The sequence below is a fragment of the Streptomyces sp. NPDC047108 genome, assembly GCF_040643575.1.
In the GTDB taxonomy this organism is placed as follows: domain Bacteria; phylum Actinomycetota; class Actinomycetes; order Streptomycetales; family Streptomycetaceae; genus Streptomyces.
Map to the genome: position 1 here is coordinate 59,703 of NZ_JBEYUP010000001.1, position 22,367 is coordinate 82,069.

18 protein-coding genes are annotated in these 22,367 nt (G+C 74.4%); 5 read left to right on the forward strand and 13 right to left on the reverse strand.

Annotation, left to right across the window (positions count from 1 at the left end; all coding sequences use genetic code 11):
• Window positions 1–13: 13 nt before the first annotated feature.
• The 10 genes from hutI to ABZ822_RS00285 all read right to left on the reverse strand — a co-directional run bounded on the left by hutI (window position 14) and on the right by ABZ822_RS00285 (window position 11,571).
• Complete coding sequence (gene hutI / locus ABZ822_RS00240) at window positions 14–1,216, reverse strand: imidazolonepropionase (RefSeq protein ID WP_360846875.1); 1,203 nt, start codon at window positions 1,214–1,216, stop codon at window positions 14–16.
• 194 nt (window positions 1,217–1,410) lie between these two features.
• Entirely contained in the window at window positions 1,411–2,781 is a 1,371-nt protein-coding gene (locus tag ABZ822_RS00245; protein WP_360845103.1) for a formimidoylglutamate deiminase, read from the reverse strand.
• Complete coding sequence (locus ABZ822_RS00250; RefSeq protein ID WP_360845106.1) at window positions 2,772–4,028, reverse strand: allantoate amidohydrolase; 1,257 nt, start codon at window positions 4,026–4,028, stop codon at window positions 2,772–2,774. Before ABZ822_RS00250 ends, ABZ822_RS00245 begins: the two co-directional genes overlap by 10 nt.
• Window positions 4,025–5,683, reverse strand: a complete 1,659-nt coding sequence (gene hutU / locus ABZ822_RS00255; RefSeq protein ID WP_360845107.1) for a urocanate hydratase — start codon at window positions 5,681–5,683, stop codon at window positions 4,025–4,027. Before hutU ends, ABZ822_RS00250 begins: the two co-directional genes overlap by 4 nt.
• A gap of 145 nt (window positions 5,684–5,828) precedes the next feature.
• Entirely contained in the window at window positions 5,829–6,848 is a 1,020-nt protein-coding gene (locus ABZ822_RS00260; protein WP_360845109.1) for a proline racemase family protein, read from the reverse strand.
• Window positions 6,845–7,879: a dihydrodipicolinate synthase family protein gene (locus ABZ822_RS00265; RefSeq protein ID WP_360845111.1), complete on the reverse strand. Its 1,035-nt coding sequence runs from the start codon at window positions 7,877–7,879 to the stop codon at window positions 6,845–6,847. Before ABZ822_RS00265 ends, ABZ822_RS00260 begins: the two co-directional genes overlap by 4 nt.
• 117 nt (window positions 7,880–7,996) lie before the next feature.
• On the reverse strand, window positions 7,997–9,463 hold the full coding sequence (locus ABZ822_RS00270) for an NAD(P)/FAD-dependent oxidoreductase (RefSeq protein WP_360845114.1): 1,467 nt from the start codon (window positions 9,461–9,463) through the stop codon (window positions 7,997–7,999).
• A complete protein-coding gene (locus ABZ822_RS00275; RefSeq protein ID WP_360845115.1) occupies window positions 9,460–9,726 on the reverse strand; it encodes a (2Fe-2S)-binding protein in 267 nt (88 codons plus the stop codon). The genes ABZ822_RS00270 and ABZ822_RS00275 overlap by 4 nt, the downstream gene beginning before the upstream one ends.
• Entirely contained in the window at window positions 9,714–10,919 is a 1,206-nt protein-coding gene (locus tag ABZ822_RS00280; RefSeq protein WP_360845117.1) for an FAD-dependent oxidoreductase, read from the reverse strand. The genes ABZ822_RS00275 and ABZ822_RS00280 overlap by 13 nt, the downstream gene beginning before the upstream one ends.
• 58 nt (window positions 10,920–10,977) lie before the next feature.
• A complete protein-coding gene (locus ABZ822_RS00285) occupies window positions 10,978–11,571 on the reverse strand; it encodes an XRE family transcriptional regulator (protein WP_360845120.1) in 594 nt (197 codons plus the stop codon).
• A gap of 90 nt (window positions 11,572–11,661) precedes the next feature.
• Here ABZ822_RS00285 and ABZ822_RS00290 point away from each other — a divergent pair, with 90 nt between their 5' ends.
• Together ABZ822_RS00290 and ABZ822_RS00295 are read left to right on the forward strand one after the other, a co-directional pair.
• Window positions 11,662–13,104, forward strand: coding sequence for a diaminopimelate decarboxylase (locus tag ABZ822_RS00290; RefSeq protein WP_360845122.1), 1,443 nt, complete (start codon window positions 11,662–11,664; stop codon window positions 13,102–13,104).
• Between the two features lie 101 nt (window positions 13,105–13,205).
• Complete coding sequence (locus tag ABZ822_RS00295) at window positions 13,206–14,561, forward strand: APC family permease (protein ID WP_360845124.1); 1,356 nt, start codon at window positions 13,206–13,208, stop codon at window positions 14,559–14,561.
• A 52-nt stretch (window positions 14,562–14,613) separates the two neighbouring features.
• On the opposite strand, the gene ABZ822_RS00300 is transcribed toward ABZ822_RS00295, so the two are convergent.
• Entirely contained in the window at window positions 14,614–15,489 is an 876-nt protein-coding gene (locus tag ABZ822_RS00300) for a MurR/RpiR family transcriptional regulator (protein ID WP_360845126.1), read from the reverse strand.
• 272 nt (window positions 15,490–15,761) lie between these two features.
• Here ABZ822_RS00300 and ABZ822_RS00305 point away from each other — a divergent pair, with 272 nt between their 5' ends.
• Window positions 15,762–16,682 carry an NADP-dependent oxidoreductase gene (locus ABZ822_RS00305; protein WP_360845129.1) on the forward strand — a complete coding sequence of 307 codons (921 nt, stop codon included), beginning with the start codon at window positions 15,762–15,764 and terminating at the stop codon, window positions 16,680–16,682.
• Window positions 16,683–16,745: 63 nt separating this feature from the next.
• Here ABZ822_RS00305 and ABZ822_RS00310 read toward each other — a convergent pair whose 3' ends face one another.
• On the reverse strand, window positions 16,746–18,155 hold the full coding sequence (locus tag ABZ822_RS00310; RefSeq protein WP_360846877.1) for an acyl-CoA synthetase: 1,410 nt from the start codon (window positions 18,153–18,155) through the stop codon (window positions 16,746–16,748).
• A gap of 130 nt (window positions 18,156–18,285) precedes the next feature.
• Here ABZ822_RS00310 and ABZ822_RS00315 point away from each other — a divergent pair, with 130 nt between their 5' ends.
• Window positions 18,286–18,714 (forward strand): hypothetical protein, encoded by a 429-nt coding sequence (locus ABZ822_RS00315; RefSeq protein ID WP_360845131.1) that lies wholly within the window; start codon window positions 18,286–18,288, stop codon window positions 18,712–18,714.
• Between the two features lie 489 nt (window positions 18,715–19,203).
• On the opposite strand, the gene ABZ822_RS00320 is transcribed toward ABZ822_RS00315, so the two are convergent.
• On the reverse strand, window positions 19,204–20,589 hold the full coding sequence (locus ABZ822_RS00320) for a cystathionine beta-synthase (RefSeq protein ID WP_360845133.1): 1,386 nt from the start codon (window positions 20,587–20,589) through the stop codon (window positions 19,204–19,206).
• 255 nt (window positions 20,590–20,844) lie between these two features.
• On the opposite strand from ABZ822_RS00320, the gene ABZ822_RS00325 reads away from it, so the two are divergent.
• Entirely contained in the window at window positions 20,845–21,900 is a 1,056-nt protein-coding gene (locus ABZ822_RS00325) for an SGNH/GDSL hydrolase family protein (RefSeq protein WP_360845136.1), read from the forward strand.
• Window positions 21,901–22,367 lie beyond the last annotated feature (467 nt).

The window sequence follows — 22,367 nt, forward strand, 5'->3', positions numbered from 1 at the left end:
GGCGCGGCCCCGATCAGACCAGGTCGGTGACGAGGTCGCCGCGGCGCCAGACGGCCGCCGCGAGGGGCACACCGGGGCGGTAGGCGAGATGGACGTGCGAGGGGGCGTCCAGCAGCACCAGGTCGGCGCGGGCCCCGGGCGCGATGCGGCCCACGTCGCTGCGGCGCAGGGCCGCCGCTCCGCCCGCGGTCGCCGACCACACCGCCTCGTCCGGCGTCATCCCCATCTCCCGTACGGCGACGGCGACGCAGAACGCCATGGAGCTGGTGAAGGACGAGCCGGGGTTGCAGTCGGGGGAGAGCGCGACGGTGGCGCCCGCGGACAACAGGCGGCGCGCGTCGGGGTATTGGGCGCGGGTGGAGAACTCGCAGCCGGGCAGCAGGGTCGCGACGGTGTCGCTGTTCGCGAGGGCGTCGACGTCGGCGTCGGTGAGGTGGGTGCAGTGGTCGGCGGAGGCCGCGCCGAGTTCGACGGCGAGCTGGACGCCCGGGCCGTACGAGAGCTGGTTGGCGTGCACGCGCGGGATCAGGCCGCGGGCGGCGCCCGCGGTGAGGACGGCGCGGGCCTGGTCGCCGTCGAACGCGCCCTTCTCGCAGAAGACGTCGACCCAGCGGGCGTGCGGGGCGCAGGCGTCGAGCATGGGGCCGGTGACGAGGTCGACGTAGCCGGCCGGGTCGTCGGCGAACTCGGGCGCGACGATGTGCGCGCCGAGATAGGTGACCTCGTCGGTGTGGGCGGCGGCGATGGCCAGGGTGCGGGCCTCGTCCTCGACCGTGAGCCCGTAGCCGGACTTGATCTCCATCGTGGTGGTGCCCTGGCGCAGCGCCTCGTGTACGTAGCGGCCCGCGTTTGCGTGCAGCACGTTGCCGGAGGCGGCGCGGGTGGCGGCGACGGTGGTGCGGATGCCGCCCGCGGTGTACTGGCGGCCCGACATCCGGGCGTTGAACTCCTCGGTGCGGTCGCCCGCGAAGACGAGGTGGGAGTGGGAGTCGACGAAGCCGGGGATCACCGCCCGGCCCGCGGCGTCGATCCGGTTGTCGGTGGCGGGTGCTTGGCTGGTCTCACCGACCCAGGCGATGCGGTCGTCCTCGATGACGACGGCGGCGTCCTGGATCAGGCCGAGGGGGCCGGCGCCGGGGGCGCCGACGGCGGAGGCGAGGGAGGGGTCGTTGGTGACCAGGTTGGCGATGTGGGTGATGGCGGTGGCGGTGGCCATGGTGGCGCTCTTCTCCAGCCGTTGGGTGGGCGTCGGGGCGGCGGCGTCGGCGGGGGCCGCGGCGCGTGCCGGATCGGCGGCGCGCGCCGGGTCCGCGGCGGGCACGAGGACCGCCGCGGGGGTGAGGGCCGCAGTGGTTCCGTCCGCGCGGGTCGCCGCGCGGGTCGTGGCGTCGGGGCGGTGCGGTGGACCCGTCAGACCCTCAGGGCGTCGATCGCCTCGGCGAGCGACGCCGGGACGTGGGGCACGAGTTGGTGGACCCCGTCGCGGACGATGTGGCGCCCTCCGACCACGGTGTGCCGGACGTCCGCGTTGGTCGCGGCGAATATGGCGGTCTCGGTGGCCAGCCGGGGCAGTGTCCCCGCGGTGCGGACGGAGTCCAGCGCGATTGTCGTGAAGTCGGCGAGCGCGCCGCTCTCGATGCGGCCCGCGTCGTGCCAGCCGAGGGCGGCGTGCCCGTCGGCGGTCGCCGCGCGCATGAGCTGCGAGGCCGTCCAGTGTCCGCGGGTGCGCGTGCGGAGCCGTTCGTCGAGCTCCAGCGCGCGGGCCTCCTCGAGCAGGTCGATGACGGCGTGGCTGTCACTGCCGAGGCTCAGCGTGCTGCCCCGGTCGTTGAGCTGCTTGGCCGGGCCGATGCCGTCCGCGAGGTCCCGTTCGGTCGTGGGGCACATGCACACGCCGGTGGACGAGCCGCCGAGGAGGGCGATGTCCCCCGCGATGAGGTGGGTGGCGTGGACGGCGGTGGTACGCGGACCGAGGACCCCGTGGTCGGCGAGCAGCCGGGTGGGCGTGCAGCCGTGGGCCCGCCGGCAGGCGTCGTTCTCGGCGGTCTGCTCGGAGAGGTGGATGTGGAGAGGGGTCTCGTTGTCGTCGGCCCAGGCGACCACGGTCCCCAACTCCGCGGCGGGGACGGCGCGTACGGAGTGGATGGCGGCGCCGAGCCGCGCATGCGTGCCCAGCGCGTCCCGGGGGAAGGCCGAGACGCGCTCCGCCCACGCCTCGGCGGTGCCGTCGCTGAAGCGCAGCTGGTGGCGGTCCGGCGGGGCTCCGCTGCGGCCCGTCCCGAAGCCGGAGGCCAGGTAGCAGGTGTCGAGGAGGGTGATGCGGATGCCGGCGGCCGCCGCGGCCGCGACGAGGGCCTCGCCCATGGCGTTGGGGGCGGCGTAGCGCTCGCCCTCCGGGGCGTGGTGGAGATAGTGGAACTCGCCGACGGCGGTGATCCCGGCCAGGGCCATCTCCGCGTACACGCCCTTGGCCAGGTCGAAGTACGTCTCAGGGGTGAGCTTGGCGGCGAACTGGTACATGATCTCGCGCCAGGTCCAGAAGGTGCCGGAGCCGACCTGGACCGTGCCGCGGAGGGCGCGGTGGAAGGCGTGCGAGTGGGCGTTGGCCAGGCCGGGGACGGTCAGGCCGGGCAGGGCGACCGAGCCGGGCGGTGCGGTGGAGGTGTCCGCGCGCACCGTCGTGATCCGCCCGTCGGATCCTGTCTCGATCAGCACCTGCTGCTCGACCGTGCCGTTCAGCCATGCGTGTTCGGCCCAGTAGGTCTGCGGTGTCAGCGACACGCGAGCCCCTCCAGTACGTCGGCGAGTGCGGTGACACCGGCGACGCAGTCGTCCTCGGCGGCGCTCTCGGCAGGCGAGTGCGAGACGCCGGTGGGATTCCGTACGAACAGCATGGCGGTGGGCACCGAGGCCGACAAAATACCGGCATCGTGGCCCGCACCGGTGGGCAGCACGGGGACGGGCGCGCCGTCCGTCCCCAGCAGAGCGGCGAGTTTGTCACGCAGCCCGTGCTCGAATTCCACCACGGGGGTGAAGGACTCCCTGGTGACGCTCACCTCGACGCCGTCGCGCGCGGCCTGTCCGGCCGCCGCGCGTTCGATCTCGCCGACGACGGTGGCGAGCGTGTGCTCGTCGGCCGCGCGGGAGTCGAGCCAGCCGCGGACGAGGGAGGCGATGGCGTTGACGCCGTTCGGCTCCACGCCGACCTTGCCGAAGGTGGCCAGCGCACCGGCGCGCGCCGCCTTCTCCCGGGCGGCGAGCACGGTGGCCGCGTAGGTGAGCATCGGGTCGCGACGGTCCTCGATCCGCGTGGTCCCGGCGTGGTTGGCCTCACCGCGGAAGTCGAACCGCCACCGCCCGTGCGGCCAGATGGCGGACGCGACACCGACGGCGTGACCCGTACGGTCCAGGGCGCGGCCCTGCTCGACGTGCAGTTCGACGAACGCGCCGATGCGGGCGAGGCGTTCGGGGTCGGGCCCGATCGCCTCCGGGTCGTACCCGGCGCGTTCCATCGCCTGCGCGAGGGTCACGCCGTCGGCGTCGCGCAGGGCGTGCGCCTGCTCGGCGGTGAGCTGCCCGGCGGCCAGGCGGGATCCGACGCAGGCGAGGCCGAAGCGGGCGCCCTCCTCGTCACCGAAGTTGACGATCGCCAGCGGGCGGTCCGGCGCGGCCCCCCGCGCCCGCAGCGTGTCGAGGGCGGCGAAGGAGGACACGACACCGAGCGGGCCGTCGAACGCGCCGCCGTCCGGTACGGAGTCGAGGTGCGATCCGGTGACGACGGCGTCCCCGGCCTCCGGGTCGCCGTACCAGGCCCACTGGTTGCCGTTGCGGTCCAGCTCGTAGGTCAGGCCGCGGGACTCGGCCTGCGCCTGGAACCAGGCGCGGCAGTCGGCGTCGGCGGCGGTCCAGGCGTAGCGGCGGTAGCCGCCGGTGTCCGCGTGGCGGCCGATCGGCAGCAGGTCGGCCCACATCGTGTGGAACGAGGGCGGCGCCGGTGCCTCCCGGCGCCCGCCTTCCGTGCCGGTCATTCGCCCTCCCGCATGGGGATACGGACGCCGCGGTCCCGCGCGACGGCGTCGGCCGGTTCGTAGCCCGCGTCGACATGGCGGATCACGCCCATGCCCGGGTCGTTGGTGAGCACGCGGCGGATCTTCTCGCCGCTGAGGGGCGTGCCGTCGGCGACCGTCACCTGGCCGGCGTGGATCGAGCGGCCCATGCCCACGCCACCGCCGTGGTGGAGGGAGACCCAGGACGCGCCGGAGGCGACGTTGACCATGGCGTTGAGGAGCGGCCAGTCGGCGATCGCGTCGGAGCCGTCGAGCATCGCCTCGGTCTCGCGGTACGGGGAGGCGACCGAGCCGCAGTCGAGGTGGTCGCGGCCGATGGCCAGCGGCGCGCTCAGTTCGCCCGAGGCCACCATGTCGTTGAAGCGCTCTCCCGCGCGGTCCCGCTCGCCGTAGCCGAGCCAGCAGATACGGGCGGGGAGGCCCTGGAAGTGCACGCGCTCGCCGGCCATCCGGATCCAGCGGGCCAGGGACTCGTTCTCCGGGAAGAGGTCGAGGATCGCCCTGTCGGTCGCGGCGATGTCCTTGGGGTCGCCGGAGAGCGCGGCCCAGCGGAAGGGGCCCTTGCCCTCGCAGAACAGCGGGCGGATGTAGGCGGGGACGAAACCGGGGAACGCGAACGCCCGATCGTACCCGGCGAGTTGGGCCTCGCCGCGGATCGAGTTGCCGTAGTCGAAGACCTCGGCACCGGCGTCCATGAAGCCGACCATCGCCTCGACGTGCTGGGCCATGGACTCGCGGGCGCGCTGGGTGAAGTCGGCGGGCTTCTCGGCCGCGTAGGAGGCCATGTCGTCGAAGTCCACGCCGATCGGCAGATACGCGAGCGGGTCGTGCGCGGAGGTCTGGTCGGTGACGATGTCGATGGGGGCGTTCATCGCGAGCAGCTGCGGGAGGAGTTCGGCCGCGTTGCCCAGCACACCGATCGACAGAGGCTTGCGCTGGTCGCGCGCCTCGACGGCCAGCCGCAGCGCGTGGTCGAGCGAGTCGGCCTTCACGTCCAGGAAGCGGTGCTCGATCCGGCGGTCGATGGCGCGCGGGTCGCAGTCGATGCACAGGACGACGCCGTCGTTCATCGTGACCGCGAGCGGCTGCGCGCCGCCCATGCCGCCGAGACCGGCGGTGAGGGTGATGGTCCCGGCGAGCGTGCCGCCGAACCGCTTCTCGGCGACGGCGGCGAAGGTCTCGTAGGTGCCCTGGAGGATGCCCTGGGTGCCGATGTAGATCCATGAACCGGCCGTCATCTGGCCGTACATGGTGAGGCCCAGGGCCTCCAGGCGCCGGAACTCCTCCCAGTTGGCCCAGTCGCCGACGAGGTTGGAGTTGGCGATGAGCACGCGCGGCGCCCACTCGTGGGTCTGCATGACGCCGACCGGCCGGCCGGACTGGACGAGCATCGTCTCGTCCTGCTTCAGCGTCTGCAGGGTGCGGACCATGGCGTCGAAGGAGCGCCAGTCGCGGGCCGCCTTGCCCGTGCCGCCGTAGACGACGAGCTGGTCCGGATGCTCGGCGACCTCGGGGTCGAGGTTGTTCTGCAGCATCCGCAGGGCGGCTTCCTGCTGCCATCCCCGAGCGCTCAGTTCCGTACCACGCGGTGCTCGCACGGGTCGCGGTCCTGACATGAGCCCAGCCTCCCAGCCGTCGATTGGATTGAGCTATTCACATACTCCCGAGATGAATAGACGTAGTCAACAGGGCGCAGGGGCAGGACGGCGGCCGCCGGCCGGGCCGCGGTCTCCCCCGGAGGCCGCGGGCCGGACGTCCGGGCTACAGCGTGAACCCGGCGGGGAACGGGTCCCGCGGGTCGAGCAGGTACTGGCCCATGCCCGTGATCCATGCCCGCCCCGTCACCGTGGGCACGACCGCGTCCCGCTCCCCCACCCGCGCGGTCCCGGTCAGGCGCCCGGTGAACCGCGTCCCGATGAGGGACTCGTTGACGAAGTCCCGGCCGACCTGCAGCTCGCCGCGCGCATGGAGCTGCGCCATACGGGCGCTGGTGCCCGTGCCGCAGGGGGAACGGTCGAACCACCCGGGGTGGATCACCATCGCGTTGCGCGCGTCCGAGGCGGGCCCGCCGTCCGGCGCCGGGGCGCCGGGGGCAGTGAACTGGACATGGCGGCAGCCGGTGATCCCCGGGTCCTCCGGGTGGACCGGCGGCCGCTGCCGATCGATCTCGTCCATGATCGCCAGACCGGCGGCCATGATCCGGTCCTTGTGGTCGCGGGAGAACGGGATGCCGAGCCGGTCGAGCGGCGTGATCGCGTAGAAGTTGCCCCCGTACGCCATGTCGTAGCGGATCTCCCCGAGGCCCGGCACCTGCACCACGGCGTCGAGTTCATGGGCGTACGACGCCACGTTCCGCAGCGTGACGGCCTCCGCGCGGCCGTCGCGTACGGCGACCCGCGCCTCGACCAGGCCGGCCGGGGTGTCCAGCCGTACGGCCGTCTCCGGCTCGGTCACCTCGACCATGCCGGTCTCGACGAGGACCGTGGCCACCCCGATCGTGCCGTGCCCGCACATCGGCAGACAGCCGGAGACCTCGATGAACAGCACGCCCCAGTCGGCGTCCGGCCGGGTCGGCGGCTGGAGGATGGCCCCGCTCATGGCGGCGTGGCCGCGCGGCTCGTTCACCAGCAGGCGACGGACGGGGTCGAGGTGCCGGGCGAAGTGGAGGCGCCGCTCGGCCATGGTCGCGCCGGGGACGGGGCCGATGCCCCCGGTGACGACGCGCGTGGGCATGCCCTCGGTGTGGGAGTCGACGGCGTGGAAGCAGCGGGCGGCTCTCATCGGGCGGCCTCGTGCGCCGTGTGGTGCGGGTCGGTGTGGTGCGGGGCGGCGTCGCGCCGGCCCGCCTCGGGCAGGGTGGACGGCCCGCCGGCCGCCTCCAGGGCCTGCGTGGCGCGCTTCATGTCCGCGTCCACCTCGGCCAGTTGACCGGGCGAGAGGGGACCGCGCGGCGGCCGGCACGGACCGCCGTAGCGGCCCACCAGGTCCATGGCGCGCTTGATCGCCTGTACGAACTCGGTGCGGGAGTCCCACCGGAAGGCGGCGACCAGCGGCTCGTACAGCTCCCGCGCCTCGGCCAGACGGCCCGCGCGGGCCAGGGCGAAGAGGCGGGCGGACTCGGCCGGGAAGACGTTCGGGAACCCGGCGAACCAGCCCGTGGCGCCCATGAGCAGGGCCTCCAGGACGAGGTCGTCCGCACCGGCGACCACCGCGAGGTCCGGCGCCTGCTCCCGGAGGTGGAGCACGCGCCGCACGTCGCCGGAGAACTCCTTGACCGCCACGACGTTGTCGATGGCCGCGATCTCGCGGACGATCTCCGGGGTCAGGTCGACCTTGGTGTCGAGCGGGTTGTTGTACGCCATGACCGGCAGGCCCGCCTTCGCGACCTCCTCGAAGTGGTGCACGATCTCGGCGGTGTTGGCGCGGTAGAGGGTGGGCGGCAGGCAGAGCACGCCGTCGGCGCCGTCCTCGGCGGCGATCTCGGCGTGACGGCGCGCCTGGTGCGCACCGGCGCCGTGCACCCCGACGACGACGAGACCGTCCGGGCCGACCGCGTCGACGGCCGTACGGGCCACGGCGCGGCGCTCGGCGTCGGTGAGCGAGGAGTACTCGCCGAGCGAGCCGTTGGGGCCTACGCCGTCGCAGCCGTTGTCGATCAGCCAGCGGCAGTGGTCGGCGTAGGCGTCGAGGTCGGGGCGGAGACCCGCGGGGGCGTCGGGGTCCTCGGCGTAGGGCAGGGCGGTGGCGACGATGACCCCGGTGAGGCGGGCGGCGTGGGACTTGGGACCGGGCTGGGCGGGGGGCTGGGGCATGGAGTCCTCCAAGGGGTCGGGCGTCTACGGCAGTTGACGGTTCTCGCGCTCACGGGGCTGTGCGGACGGGTGGGGGCCTACGGGTCTGCCGTCACGGGCGGCTCACGGGCTCTGCGCTCACTCCGGGCCCGGACGGTCACGGCACCCCGGCGGGACCACGTCGTCCACATCGCCCAGGTCATCCGGCTCGCCCTGCTCGGACAGGTCACCGAAGCCGCCCGCCTCGCCCAGGTCGCCCAGCCGCACCGGCTGGGCGATCGGTCTGCGGTGGGACTCCGGGACGCCCGCCAGCTCGGCCGCGGCACGCCCGCAGACGCGCCCCTGGCAGGCGCCCAGCCCCGCGCGGCTGGTGAGTTTGAGGGCCCGCATCCCGTCCGCGCCGCGGTCCTCGACCGCCGCCCGCAGCTCCCCGTAGGAGACCTCCTCGCAGCGGCAGACGAGCGTGTCGTCCGTCAGCCAGCTCCGCCAGCCCGGACGGACCGGGTGGGCCGCGGCGAGCGCGGCGGCGAAGCGGCGTCCCGAACTGACGCGGGCCGCGGCACGGCGCGCGGATCGTCCGGGCGAGGCGGCGGGCGCCCCGACGGCGAGGCCGTGAGCCGCGGCCGCGCCCGCCACCTCCCCCTCCGCGGCGGCGAGTTCGGCTCCGCCGATGCCGGTGATCTCGCCCGCCGCGTACACCCCCGGTACGGAGGTGGCCTGGTGCGCGTCGACCGCCACGAACCCGCCGTCCCCCACGACGCATCCGGCGGCCACGGCCAGTTCGAGCTGGGGTGTGAAGCCGTAGCCGACGCAGACCGTGTCCGCCGCGACCCGGCGGCTGCCGCGGACGGTCCAGTCCGGGCCGAGGCGGGCGAGGGTCACCGACTCGACGCGGTCCCGGCCGTGGGCGGCGACGACGGCGGTGCGCACGCGGTACGGGACGCGGTGGCGGGCCAGCCGGGCGGTGTGGGCGGCCAGTTCGGGCAGCTTGGAGCGGCCGTCGCGGAGCGCGGTGAGCGGGCTGCGCAGCCAGCCGGTGGGCGATCCCGCCTCGTACACCCCGGCGACATCCGCCCCGGCGGACAGCAGGGCGGAGGCCACGGGCAGCAGGAACGGGCCCGTGCCCGAGAGGAGGGTCCGGCCGCCCGGCGTGATCCCCTGCCCCTTGACGAGGGCCTGCGCCGCACCCGCCGTGACCACCCCGGGCAGATCCCAGCCGGGGAACGGGAGAGCACGGTTGTACGCGCCGGTGCACAGGATCAGCGCGGACGCCCGGAGCGTCCGTACGGGGCGGGCGGCGTCGGCGGGTCCCTGCTGGACGTGGACCAGCATGCCGTCCGGGCCGCCCGGTTCGAGCGCCCACACGGACGTGCGGGGCCGGTGGTCGATCCGGGGATGGGCGTCGAGGGCCTCCTCGCGGCGGGAGATCCGGCGCCGGCCGGTGAGGGCCTGACGGTCGTACTGGCCGCCGGCGCGGGGGGCGTTGTCCAGCAGGACGACGGGGGCCCCGGCGTCCGCGGCGGCGAGTGCGGCCGCCGTCCCCGCGGGCCCGGCGCCCACGACGATCACCGCCCCGCCACCCGTCACCGCCCCTCCCCAGGTCACCGCTCCTCCTCGTCGTCGGGCGTCGTGCCGGTGCGGATGGCGTCGCCCGGGGCGGCCTCGCGCAGGCACGCGCGCACATTCGCGAGGCCGTTGACGGTGACGAGGCAGTCGTGGCAGATCCCGATGCCGCAGAACACACCGCGCGGCCTGCCGCCGTGGCGGGTGCTGCGCCAGGAGCGGCGGCCCGCGGCGAGGAGGATCGCCGCGACGGTGCTGCCGGGCACGTAGGCGTGCGCCTCGCCGTCGACGGTCACGTCCGGCATGGGTCCTCCTCGGTCGACAGGCCCGGCCGGTCCACCCGGAACGGCTCGGGGGCCAGGTGCGGGGGCTGTCCCGCGTACAGCTCGGCCAGCAACTCGCCCGTGGCGGCGGCCAGTCCGATCCCCGCGCCCTCGTGTCCTCCCGCGTGCCACAGTCCGGGACGGCGCGGGTCCTCGCCGATGACGGGCAGATGGTCCGGGGTGTACGGGCGGAAGCCGCCGTACGCGCGCAGGGCGTGGACGTCCCGCAGGGCGGGGAAGAGGGCCGCGGCCTTGCGGGCGAGTTCGCGCAGCACTCGCAGGCGTACGCGCTCGTCGAAACCCACGCGCTCCCGGCTCGACCCGATGAGCACGGTCCCGGCCCGGGTCGCCTCGACGACCGTCGAGGTCTGCAGGTCGGCGTGGCCGCTGCCGACCGCGGCGGCGTAGTCGGCGTCGTAGACCTTGTGCCGCACGGTGCCGGGCGGCAGAGGCGCGGTGACCAGGACCAGGCCGCGGCGGGGCAGGACGGGCAGCGGCGCGCCCGCCGCCTCCGCGAACGAACCGGCCCACGGGCCGCAGGCGTTGACCACCGCGCCGCACGGGACGGGCCCCTCGTCGGTGAGCAGGGCGCGCACCCGCCCGTCCGCGCCGTGGTGGACCCCCGTCGCGCGGACGCCCGTACGGACCCGGCCTCCGCGGGCGCGGACGGCGGCGAGCAGGGCGGTGGCGGCGAGGACGGGCTGGAGCTGGGCGTCCTCCGGATAGAACGCGGCGGCGCGGGCCCTGCGCGTCACCCCCGGCTCGTAGGCCGGGACGTCGGCCGCGGAGAGGTCGCGCACCTCGACCCCGGCGGCGCGCTGGGCGGCGGCGAAGGCGCGCAGCCCGGGCACGTCGCGCTCGCCGAGGGCGACGACGAGGCCGCCCTTGGGTTCGTACTCGCAGGCGGCCTTCCGCGGCCCCAGCTCCTCGGCCAGCTCCGCGAGCAGGGCGGGCCAGCGGCGCAAGGATGCCTGGGCGAGGGCGAGTTCGGGGCCTGGGGCCTTGTCGGAGACGAGGAGGTTGCCCTCGCCGCACGCGGTGGTGCCGGAGGCCAGCGGCCCGCGGTCGAGGACCGTGACGCGCACGCCGCGCCGGGTGAGGGACTCGGCGCAGGCGGCACCGGTGATGCCGCTGCCGACGACGACCACGTCGGGGTGTTGCCGGAGGACGTGCATGCACGGCACCGCCGTTCCCTGGCTCGGGAATCGTTCTCTTCAGAGAACGGTGACGACGCTAATGAGGCGGGCCTGCGGGGTCAATACCCGCGCCGTCCGGGTACTCCAGCAACAGCACGGACGTCACCGGGACTTCGCCCGCGGTCTCGTAGATGTGGGGACGGGATCCGGGCAGGCAGACGTAGTCGCCGGGGCCCAGCTCGTACGGTTCGTCGGGCGGTCCGACCCGCAGCACACCCTTGGTGACCACGACATGTTCGAGCCCGGGGTGGCCGTCGGAGGTCTGCCGCTCGCCCGGCCGCACGCGCTGGTCGTAGACCTCCAGCACCCCGCCGCGGGGCTCGACGCGGCGCAGCAGGCGCAGATCCACGGCCTCGCTGCTGAGGACGTCGAGGCCGGCGCCGCGGACGAGCAGCACGTCCGGCTCGGTCCGCTCGACGAGCAGATCGGACACCGGGACCCGCAGAGCGTTCGACAGAGAGAACACCGTCTGGATGGTCGGGTTGCCGTGTCCGGCCTCGAGCTGCGAGAGGGCGCTCTTGGCGACGCCGGACCTGCGGGAGACCTCGGAGAGCGAGAGGCCGCGCTCGGTGCGCAGCGCGCGGAGGTTGGCCCCCAGCATGCGCCCCGCCTGTCCCTGTGCCCCGTTCACGGCTCCTCCTCGCTCGGCGGGCGCCACTGTAACCAGCCGCACGCCCGGAAACGATGGGCAGGTCCCGCCCTGGGGTGGTGGAGTGGGCCCATGAGCACCGAGGATTCCGCAGGAGCCCACGCGCACGACGAGCCGGGCGGCGCCCCGGAGGGCCGGGGCGGGGACGGGCCCGTCGCCCGCCGGGACCGTGCCGTGCGCGCGGCCGTCGAGCAGGGACTGATCACCGAGGCGTCACCGGTCGCCGGGCTGCTGGACGTGACCGGGATCCGCGCGTCCGCCGCCGCGCTGCGCGCCGCGTTCGACGAGGTCACCGCGCCCGGCACGGACGTCCTCCACGCGTTCGCCGTCAAGGCCGCGTCGCTGGTGCCGGTTCTGCGCCTGCTGGCCGACGAGGGGCTCGGCGCCGAGGTCGCGAGCCCCGGGGAGCTGGCGCTGGCTCGGGCGGCGGGCGTGCCCGCGTCCCGTACGGTGCTGGACTCGCCCGCCAAGACGGACGGTGAACTGCGCGAGGCCCTGGACCTCGGGATCGCCCTGAACGCCGACAACTGGGAGGAGCTGGCCCGTCTCGACGCGCTGGCCGCGCCGGGTCCGGACGGGCTGCCGCCACTGGGCCTGCGGATCAATCCGCAGATCGGGGGCGGCGCCATCGACGCGCTGTCCACCGCCACGGCCACCTCGAAGTTCGGGGTGCCGCTGCGCGACGACGGGCCGGACGGAGGGACGCCCGAGGAGGTGCGGGCCCGCGTCGTCCGCGCCTTCCTCGACCGGCCCTGGCTGACCCAGGTGCACGTCCACGCCGGCTCCCAGGGCATGGAGCCCGCGGCGATGGCCGCGGGCACGCGCGCCGCTTACGAACTCGCCGAGGAGATCAACGCGGAGGCCGGGCGGCGCCAGGTCACCACCCTCGACATCGGCGGCGGCCTGCCGGTCGACTTCGCCTCCGACACCCCACCGGACTTCGCCGGCCACGCCCGTCTGCTGGCCGCCACCGTGCCCGGGCTGCTCGACGGCCGGTACGGCCTGGTCACCGAGTTCGGCCGCTCGCTGCTCGCCAAGAACGGGCTGGTGCTGGCCCGTGTCGAGTACGCCAAGTCGGCGGGCGGGCGGCCGATCGCGGTCACCCACGCGGGTGCCCAGCTCGCCACCCGTACGGCCTTCGCCCCGCAGTCCTGGCCCCTGCGCGTACGGGCCTACGACGCCAAGGGGCTGCCCAAGGGCGGTCCTCCGGTGGCGCAGGACGTGGCGGGCCCCTGCTGCTTCGCCGGGGACCTGGTGGCGGAGAACCGGCCGCTGCCGCTGCTCGCCGCGGGCGATCTGGCCGCGCTGCTCGACACCGGCGCGTACTACTTCTCCAACCACTTCGCGTACAACAGCCTGCCGAGGCCCGCGGTGTACGGGTTCGCGGACGACCCGTCAGCGCCGGGGGGCGTGCGCTTCGCGCTCGCGCGCCCGCAGCAGACCGTGGAGGAGATCGTCGCCGAGAGCGGCGCGGCCCAGCGCGACGCGCTGACCGGCGGGCTTCTCCGCGACTGACGTCGAAGAACCGCGCGCGGCCGGCGCTCCGCGCCTCCCATACGAGGGGTGCGGGGCATCCTGACGTGATGTGAGGTGCGCCACGGGGTAGCCGCACTTCCATGACCGCCGACACCTCCTCCACCGAGAGCAGCGCGCCGGACGACGGCACCCCGCTCAAGCGCGCCATCGGCCCGAAGTTGCTGATCCTCTTCGTCATCGGCGACATCCTGGGCACGGGCATCTACGCGACCACCGGCTCGGTCGCCGGAAAGGTCGGCGGCGCCCTGTGGCTGCCGTTCGCGATCGGCTTCGTCGTCGCGCTGCTGACGGCCGCGTCGTACGTGGAGCTGGTCGGCAAGTACCCGAAGGCCGCGGGAGCCGCGCTCTACACCCAGAAGGCGTTCAAGGTTCCCTTCCTGACCTTCATCATCGCGTTCATGGTGATGTGCTCCGGGCTGTCGTCCGCGAGCGCCGCCGCCCGCGCCTTCAGCGGCGACTATCTCCAGGAGTTCGTGGACGTCTCGCCGACGCTCATCTCCATCCTCTTCGTGCTCGCCCTGGCGTCCCTGGCACTGCGCGGCGTATCGGAGTCGGTGAAGACGAACGTGGTGCTGACCCTCGTCGAGCTGACCGGGTTGGTGATCATCCTCGCGATCGGGGCGTGGGCCGTGATCACGGGCGAGGGGGAGCCGTCGCGGCTCGGCGACATCGAGACGTCCGGGACGGGCTACGCGCTGTTCACCGGGGTGCTCGGCGCGACGGCGCTGGCGTTCTTCGCGTTCGTCGGCTTCGAGGACTCGGTCAACATGGCCGAGGAGACACAGAACCCGGCGCGCACCTTCCCCCGCGCCATCTTCCTGGGCGTCGCGGTGACCGGCACGATCTACGTCCTGGTCGGCCTCGTCTCCTCACTGCTCGTCGACTACAAGGTGCTGGAAGGCTCTTCGGGCCCGCTGCTCGAAGTCGTCAAGGCGGGCGGGGTCGACTTCCCGCCGAAGCTGTTCGCCCTCATCGCGCTGTTCGCGGTCACCAACTCGGCGCTGATCAACATCATGATGGCCTCCCGCCTCTGCTACGGGATGGCGAACGAGCGCATCCTCCCGCGCGGCATGGCCCGCGTCCTCCCCAACCGCAGGACGCCCATCGCCGGGATCGTGTTCGTCACGGCCATCGCGATCGGGCTGGTGTCGACGGGCGAGATCGAAGGGCTCGGCGACACGACGTCGTTCCTGCTGCTGTGCGTCTTCGCCGTGGTCAACATCGCGGTGCTGGTCCTGCGCCGGGACCCGGTGCCGCACGCGCACTTCCGTACTCCCACGGCCCTGCCCGTCCTCGGCGCCGTGACCGCGATCGTCCTGGCCAGCCCGATGGCGGACCGGGCGGCGGACGTCTACATCCGGGCCGGTGTACTGCTGGCGATCGGCATCGCGCTGTGGGTGGTCAACAAGCTGGTGCTGCGGGCGCGGGGCGAGTGACGGCGGTCCCTGATCCCGTCCTCCTCCTCTCCCCGGCCGTCGAACGTTCCTGTCACTCCACGAACAGCCCGCGGGCCGTCGCCTGCGCGTCGAAGTCCTCCAGGCGGGCCTGGGCGTCGGGCAGCGCGTCGCACATCGATTCCAGCAGGGCCCGGCCCAGCATCATCGGCGCGCAGGCCGTGTCGAAGGCGAGCCCGGTGCCGACGGCCGCGGGCAGCAGCACATCGCTGAGCGCCGCGACCGGGGCGAACGCGCTGTCGGCGACGGTCACCACGCTCAGCCCCGCCTCGCGCGCATGGCCGAGCGCCTCGACGACCTCGCGCGGGTGGCGCGGCAGCGCGAAGCACAACAGGGCGGTCGCGCCCGCGCGCCGGGCGGCGTCGAGGCGGTCGGCGAGCATCGTGCCGCCCTCGTCCAGCAGCCGTACGTCCGGGTGGACCTTGGCCGCGAAGTACGCGAAGCCGCGGGCCTGGGCGGAGGCGGCGCGCAGTCCGAGCACGGGCATCGGGCGGGACGCGGCGAGCAGCCGGCCGGCCCGCTCGACCGGCCGGGGGTCGGCGAGCGCGGCGGCCAGGTGCCGCAGGTTCTCGATCTCGGCCTGCACCGCCTGCTGGTACTCGTTGTACGCGTCGGCGCCCTCCGCCCGCTCCTGGGGCGCCACCTCGCGCAGATGCTTGCGCAGCGCCGGATAGCCGTCGAACCCGAGGGCGACGGCGAAGCGGGTCACCGACGGCTGGCTGACTCCGGCCAGTTCGGCCAGTTCGACGCTGGAGAGGAAGGGCGCGTCCCCGGCCCGCCGCACCATGCAGTGCGCGATGCGCCGCTGCGTCGGCGTCAGCCGGTGGCCCTCGAAGAGCTTCTGCAGCCGGGCGGACGCACCGGCCGTACCGGCGTCCCCGCCGCCTCCGCTCTCGTCCCCGTTGCCCATCGCGTCGCCCTCCCGCCGGTCGCCGCCCTGCCGCGCTGCTCCGACAGCTATTCACTCACCACAAACTCTGCATGACCATATACAAGCCGGGCAAGGGCGTGCCGCTGCGCACCGGACACCGGTCGGGCACGGACCGGGACACCGCACCGGCCGGACCGGGACACCTCACGGGCCCGCTCAGGTGAGAGACCGCCGTCCCCTCCGCCGGCGCGGCAGGATGGAGGGGACGAAAGGGACGAACACCGCATCGGGGATGTGAGAGGGGACGTGCGATGCCCAGGGCTGTCCGGTTCGACGAGTACGGCGGGATCGACGTGCTGCGGGTCGATGAGGTGGAACGCCCCTCCCCCGGCCCCGGGCAGGTGCTCGTCGAGGTCAGGGCCGCGGGCATCAACCCCGGCGAGGCCTCCGTCCGCGAAGGCCGACTGCACGACTACTTCCCCGCGACCTTCCCCTCCGGCCAGGGCAGCGATCTCGCCGGGGTCGTCGCGGAGACGGGCCCGGGCGTCGGCGGGTTCGCGGCGGGCGACGAGGTGCTCGGCTTCACCGAGCAGCGGGCCAGCCACGCCGACTTCGTCCTCGTCGAGGCGGGCGATCTGGTCCTGCGGCCCCCGGGGGTCCCGTGGGAGGTGGCGGGCTCGCTGTTCGTCGTGGGCGCGACCGCGTACGCCGCCGTACGAGCCGTGGCGCCCGGGCCCGGCGACACAGTCGTCGTCTCGGGAGCCGCCGGCGGCGTCGGCTCGCTCGCGGTGCAGCTGGCCCGGCACACCGGCGCCACCGTCGTCGGCCTGGCGAGCGAGGCGAACCACGCCTGGCTCACCGACCACGGGGTGATCCCGGTGACGTACGGAGAGGGGGTCGCCGACCGTGTCCGCGCCGCGTCCGGCGGGACGGTGGACGCGTTCATCGACACCTTCGGCTCCGGCTACGTCGACCTGGCCGTCGACCTCGGCGTCGCCCCGGACCGCATCGACACCATCATCGACTTCGCCGCGGCCGGGAAGTACGGGACGAAGACGGACGGCAACGCGTCCGGCGCGGACTCCGACGTGCTCGCCGAACTCGCCGGGCTGATCGACCAGGGCACGCTGGAGGTGCCCATCGCCAGGACCTACCCCCTGGACCAGGTGCGAGAGGCGTTCCGGGAGCTGGAGCGGCGCCACACCCGCGGGAAGATCGTGCTGAGGCCCTGAAGGCCCCGGCCACGCCCCCACACGCCCCGCTCTCACGGTCCGCGCCCGCGCCTGACGTCCGCGTCAGAGCGGCGGCAGCAGCTTCTTCTGCGGCTTGCCCATCGCGTTGCGCGGCAGGGCGTCGAGGAAGACGACGCGGCGGGGCCGCTTGTGGACCGAGAGGTGGGCCGCCACATGGTCCGTCAGCGCCCGCTCGGTGATGCCGTCGGCCACGACGTAGGCGACGATCTGCTGGCCCAGGTCCTCGTGCGGGGCGCCCACGACCGCCGCCTCCCGGACCGCGGGATGGTCGAGCAGCGCGTTCTCGACCTCGCCCGCGCCGATGCGGTAGCCGCCGGACTTGATGAGGTCGGTGGAGGCACGTCCCACGATCCGGTGGAAGCCGTCGGGCTCGACGGCCGCGATGTCACCCGTACGGAACCAGCCGTCGTCGGTGAAGGAGTCCGCGGTCGCCTCGGGCCGGCCGAGGTAGCCGGTGAACAGCGTCTCCCCGGTGACCTGGAGTTCACCGATCTCCGCACCGTCCTCCGCCACCACACGGGTACGGACGCCTGGCACCGGCAGGCCCACGTGGCCCGGCCGGCGCTCACCGCCCGCCCGCGCGGAGACCGTGATGAGCGTCTCCGTCATGCCGTAGCGCTCCACGGGCCGGTGGCCGGTCAGCGCCTCCAGGTCGCGGAAGACGGGCGCGGGCAGCGGAGCGCTGCCCGAGACCAGGACGCGCGCGTCCGACAGCGCGCGGGCCGAGGCGGGGTCCTGGACGACACGCCCCCACACGGTCGGCACGCCGAAGTACAGGCTGCCGCCCGCCGCCGCGTACGCCTCGGGCGTCGGCCGTCCGGTGTGCACCAGGCGGCTGCCCACCCGCAGCGCGCCGAGCACGCCCAGCACCAGGCCGTGCACATGGAACAGCGGCAGGCCGTGGGCCAGGGTGTCCTCCGGCGTCCACTCCCACACCTCGGCGAGGGCGTCGAGATCGGCGGCCAGCGCACCCCGGGGCAGCAGCGCGCCCTTCGGGGCACCGGTCGTGCCGGAGGTGTAGAGGATCAGGGCGGTCGAGCCGGGTTCCGGCTCCGGCCCGGTCCACGCGGCGCGCTCGGCGACGTCGACGGGCAGGGGCCGGACGCCGGGCGGCAGGGGCGCGTTCTCCTCGGCGGCGTCCGCGCCGCGCAGCAGCAACTCGGCGCCGGAGTCCCGCAGGATGTGGTCCCGCTCCGCCGGTCCCGAGTCGGGCGGCACGGGCACCACCGGCACACCGGCCAGCAGCCCGCCGACGACCGCCGCGACCGTCTCCAGCGACGCGTCGGCCCGTACGGCGACCGCCGGCGCCCCGGCGATGCGGGCCGCGACCGCTCCGGCGGCACCCGCCAGGTCCTCGCGCGAACAGGGCCGTCCGGCCACGGTGATCGCGTCCGGACGGTCGGGACCACCGGATCCGGAGGCGGAACCGTGGGAGGTGTACGCCCCGGTCAGCGACGGCAGCAGGACCTCGGACACGCACGCTCCTTCTCTCCCGGGGACCGGCCCCCCATCATCCCGGGGCGCCGATTCCGGGGGCTACCCCTACAGACACCCACCCTTCGGTGACCGTAACGTGCCGGCCATGGAAGCCCGCGACAACGAGCTGAAGAAGGACCTCGACGCCACCGTGCACGCGCGCAAGGAGCTGGGCCCGGAGTACGAGGCGGAACTCATCGAGTCGTTCCTGGAGAAGGTCGAGCAGCGGCTCGACGGGACGCTCGACCAGCGCATGCGCCGCCGCCTCGCCGAGCACCAGATGGTCGTCGCGCGCGGCGCGGCGCCGGCCCCGGCGCGCGGGCCCGGCGGCGGCAGCACCTTCGGGGAACGGTTCGGCTTCGGCATCGTCTCGCTCGTCCTGGCCGTACCGCTGTCGGCGATCGGCGCGGTGAACGCGGGCCTGCCGGGGCTGCTCGTCACCTGGGCGGGCATCGTCGGGGTGAACGCGGTGCACGGGGCGGGCCGGCTGCCGTGGCAACAGCGCCGCGAGAAGCCGGACGGCGACTGGGACTGAGCGGGCCGCCCCGGCCCATCGGCCCTGGCCCTATCGGGCCCGGCGGCCCCGGACAGCCGAACGGCCCGTGGTCATGGATCACGGGCCGCTCGGCTGTGGGGGGTTGGCGGGGACCGCCGCACCCCGGCACGAGCCGGGGGCGGGACGACGGCGGTCCCCGCGGTGGACGCGGGCCGGGTCAGGGCCGGTTCCTCCACGTCCGCGGCGACCTGGAGGTCCGGGAGCCGCTCCGGAGGGTTCCATGGCGCCGTTCGGGGGCCGGCGCGGGGCACCGCGGTACGGGAGGGGATGCGGTGGGTTCGCACCCCGTCCGCCCCGTGGGGCTCCTGCCGACGTCCTCCAATGTGCCGGACCCGTGTTAAGCGCGTGCTGCGCGCACATGACGCACGCGTACCAGTTGCGTGGCCCGCACGGCGTGGCACGAACGCGGCGGCGCGGACCGGCACTTGGCTGTGCCGGTCCGCGCCGCCGCGACGGTTCGCCGTACCGCTACTTGGTGGCCTTCGCGAGGAACGCCAGCAGGTCCTGACGGCTGACCACGCCCTTCGGCTTGCCCTCGACGAGGACGATCGCCGCGTCGGCGCCCTCCAGCACCGCCATCAGGTCCTCGACCTGCTCGCCCGAGCCGACCTGGGGCAGCGGCGCGGACATGTGCTTCTCCAGCGGGTCGCCGAGTGACGCGCGTTGCGTGAACAGCGCGTCCAGCAGCTCGCGTTCGACGACCGAGCCGATGACCTCGGCGGCCATGACGTCCGGGTGGCCCGCGCCCGGCTTCACGATCGGCATCTGCGAGACGCCGTACTCCCGCAGCACCTCGATGGCCTCGCCCACCGTCTCGTCCGGGTGCATGTGGACGAGCGAGGGCAGCGCGCCCTCCTTGTACGCCAGCACGTCGGCGACGCGGGCGCTCGGCTCGCCCTCCTCCAGGAAGCCGTAGTCCGCCATCCACTCGTCGTTGAAGATCTTCGAGAGGTAGCCGCGGCCGCTGTCGGGCAGCAGGACGACGACCACGTCGTCCGGACCGAGATTCTCGGCCACCTTCAGGGCGCCCACGACCGCCATGCCGCAGGAGCCGCCGACGAGCAGGCCCTCCTCCTTGGCGAGCCGCCGCGTCATCTGGAAGGCGTCCTTGTCGGACACCGCAACGATCTCGTCGGTGACCTTCGGGTCGTACGCGGTCGGCCAGAAGTCCTCACCGACGCCCTCGATCAGATACGGGCGCCCGGAGCCGCCCGAGTAGACCGAGCCCTCGGGGTCGGCGCCCACGATCCGGACCCGGCCCTCGGAGATCTCCTTCAGATAGCGGCCGGTGCCGGTGATGGTGCCGCCCGTGCCGACGCCCGCCACGAAGTGCGTGATCTTCCCCTCGGTCTGCTCCCACAGCTCGGGGCCGGTCGTCTCGTAGTGCGACCGCGGGTTGTTGGGGTTGCTGTACTGGTCGGGCTTCCAGGCGTTCGGCGTCTCCCGGACGAGCCGGTCGGAGACGTTGTAGTACGAGTCCGGGTGCTCCGGGTCGACGGCGGTCGGGCAGACGACGACCTCGGCGCCGTACGCCCGCAGCACGTTGATCTTGTCCGTGGACACCTTGTCCGGGCACACGAAGATGCAGCGGTAGCCCTTCTGCTGGGCCACGATCGCCAGTCCCACACCGGTGTTGCCCGAGGTCGGCTCGACGATGGTGCCGCCCGGCTGCAGCGCCCCGGACTCCTCGGCGGCCTCGATCATGCGCACGGCGATGCGGTCCTTCACGGAGCCGCCGGGGTTGAAGTACTCGACCTTGGCCAGGACCGTTGCCTGGATCCCCTCGGTCACGCTGTTGAGCTTCACCAGCGGGGTGTTGCCGACGAGCTCAATCATCGAATCGTGATAATGCACGACGTTCTCCAGGTCAGGCGGGGTCACCGCGGGTCAAGTGGCAGCCGCACGCGTACGGCCCGTGCGGCCAGCCTATTCCGCCGGGGCGCACCGCAGCAGTGCCACCTGGATGTGGCCCGTACCCGCCGTACGGGGGCGTTGCACGGAGCGCCACAGCGGGCAACCAGCAAGTAGCGGGGCGTACTGCGGCTCTGCTGCGGCATACGTACGGGCAGGGCGTTCAGGCGCGGGACGCGGGAGGGAGGCGGTCGGCAGATGTCGATGTCGAGGGCGAGGGTGGCCCGGAGGATCGCGGCCGCGGCGGCGTACGGCGGTGGCGGGATCGGGCTGCTGGGCGGGGCGGCGATCGGGCTCGTGCTGACCGAGGTGCAGCTGGCGCGGCGCTCCGTGGGCGGCTCGGGCGACGTGCCGCCGACCGCGGACGGCCGGTACGGGGCGGTGTTCGCGCACCACGCGAACCAGCGGCCGCTGCGGCTGGCCCTCGCCGGTGACTCGACCGCGGCCGGCCAGGGGGTGCACCGCCCGCGCCAGACGCCGGGGGCGCTGCTCGCCTCGGGCCTCGCGGCGGTCGCCGAACGGCCCGTGGACCTGCGGACGGTGGCGCTGCCGGGCGCGCAGTCCGACGACCTGGAGCGTCAGGTCACGGTGCTGCTGGGGGACAGCAGTCTGATCCCCGACGTCTGCGTGATCATGATCGGCGCCAACGATGTCACGCACCGCATGCCACCGGCCCGTTCGGTGCGGCTGCTCGCGGACGCGGTACGGCGGCTGCGGGAGAAGAACTGCCAGGTGGTGGTCGGCACGTGCCCGGATCTCGGCACGATCGAGCCGGTCTACCAGCCTCTGCGCTGGCTGGCCCGGCGGATGAGCCGCCAGCTCGCGGCTGCGCAGACGATCGGCGTGGTCGAGCAGGGCGGCCGTACGGTCTCGCTGGGCGACCTGCTCGGCCCGGAGTTCGAGGCGAACCCGCGGGAGCTGTTCGGCCCGGACAACTACCACCCGTCGGCGGAGGGTTACGCGACGGCCGCGATGGCCGTGCTGCCGACGCTGTGCGCGGTGCTGGGCCTGTGGCCCGAGGCGGAGCGGCCGGAGGCGGCGCGCCGTGAGGGCATCCTGCCGGTGGCCGAGGCTGCGGCGCAGGCGGCGTCCGAGAGCGGCACCGAGGTGGCCGCGGCGGCACCGGTGGGGATCCGCGGCCCCTGGGTGCTGCTCAAGCACCGCCGCCGCCGGCGCCTCCCGGCAGCCGACGCCGCCACGAAGGCCGCGACGTCTCCGGACACCCCGGCCACGCTCCGCTCGCCGGAGGCGTAGGAGGGCTGGGCCGGGCGCGGCGGGACGGGCAAGCCCCGGAGCCGCCCGACCGGCGCGAGGACGCGGCGACGCGGCGACGCGGCGACGCGAGCAAGCCGGACGCGTAGGCGCGGGCGCACCGGGTCCGGCCGGCCCTGCGCCCCGCACACGTGCGGGCAGGGCCCGGTGGGTGAGGGGCGGAGGGCGCAACCCGAGCCCGGCGAGTCCGCGAGAGGGGCACACCGGGCGTGGCCCGCCTTGCGCCCTCCCGCCTTGCGTCCTCCCGCCCTGCGCCCTCCCGCAGCGCGCCGGGCCTTGCGCCCTCCGCGCAGGGCGCCGAGGCGCACCCGTGCGCTCGCGCGGTGCGCGTGCGGGCCACCGGGCCCCGCCCGGTTCCCCGTGCCCTGCCCGCCGCAGGCGACCCGGTGGCACACTGGGGTGAGCAAGCGCTTAGAAAAGAGGCCCGCGTCACAGCACACAGGCCGTGA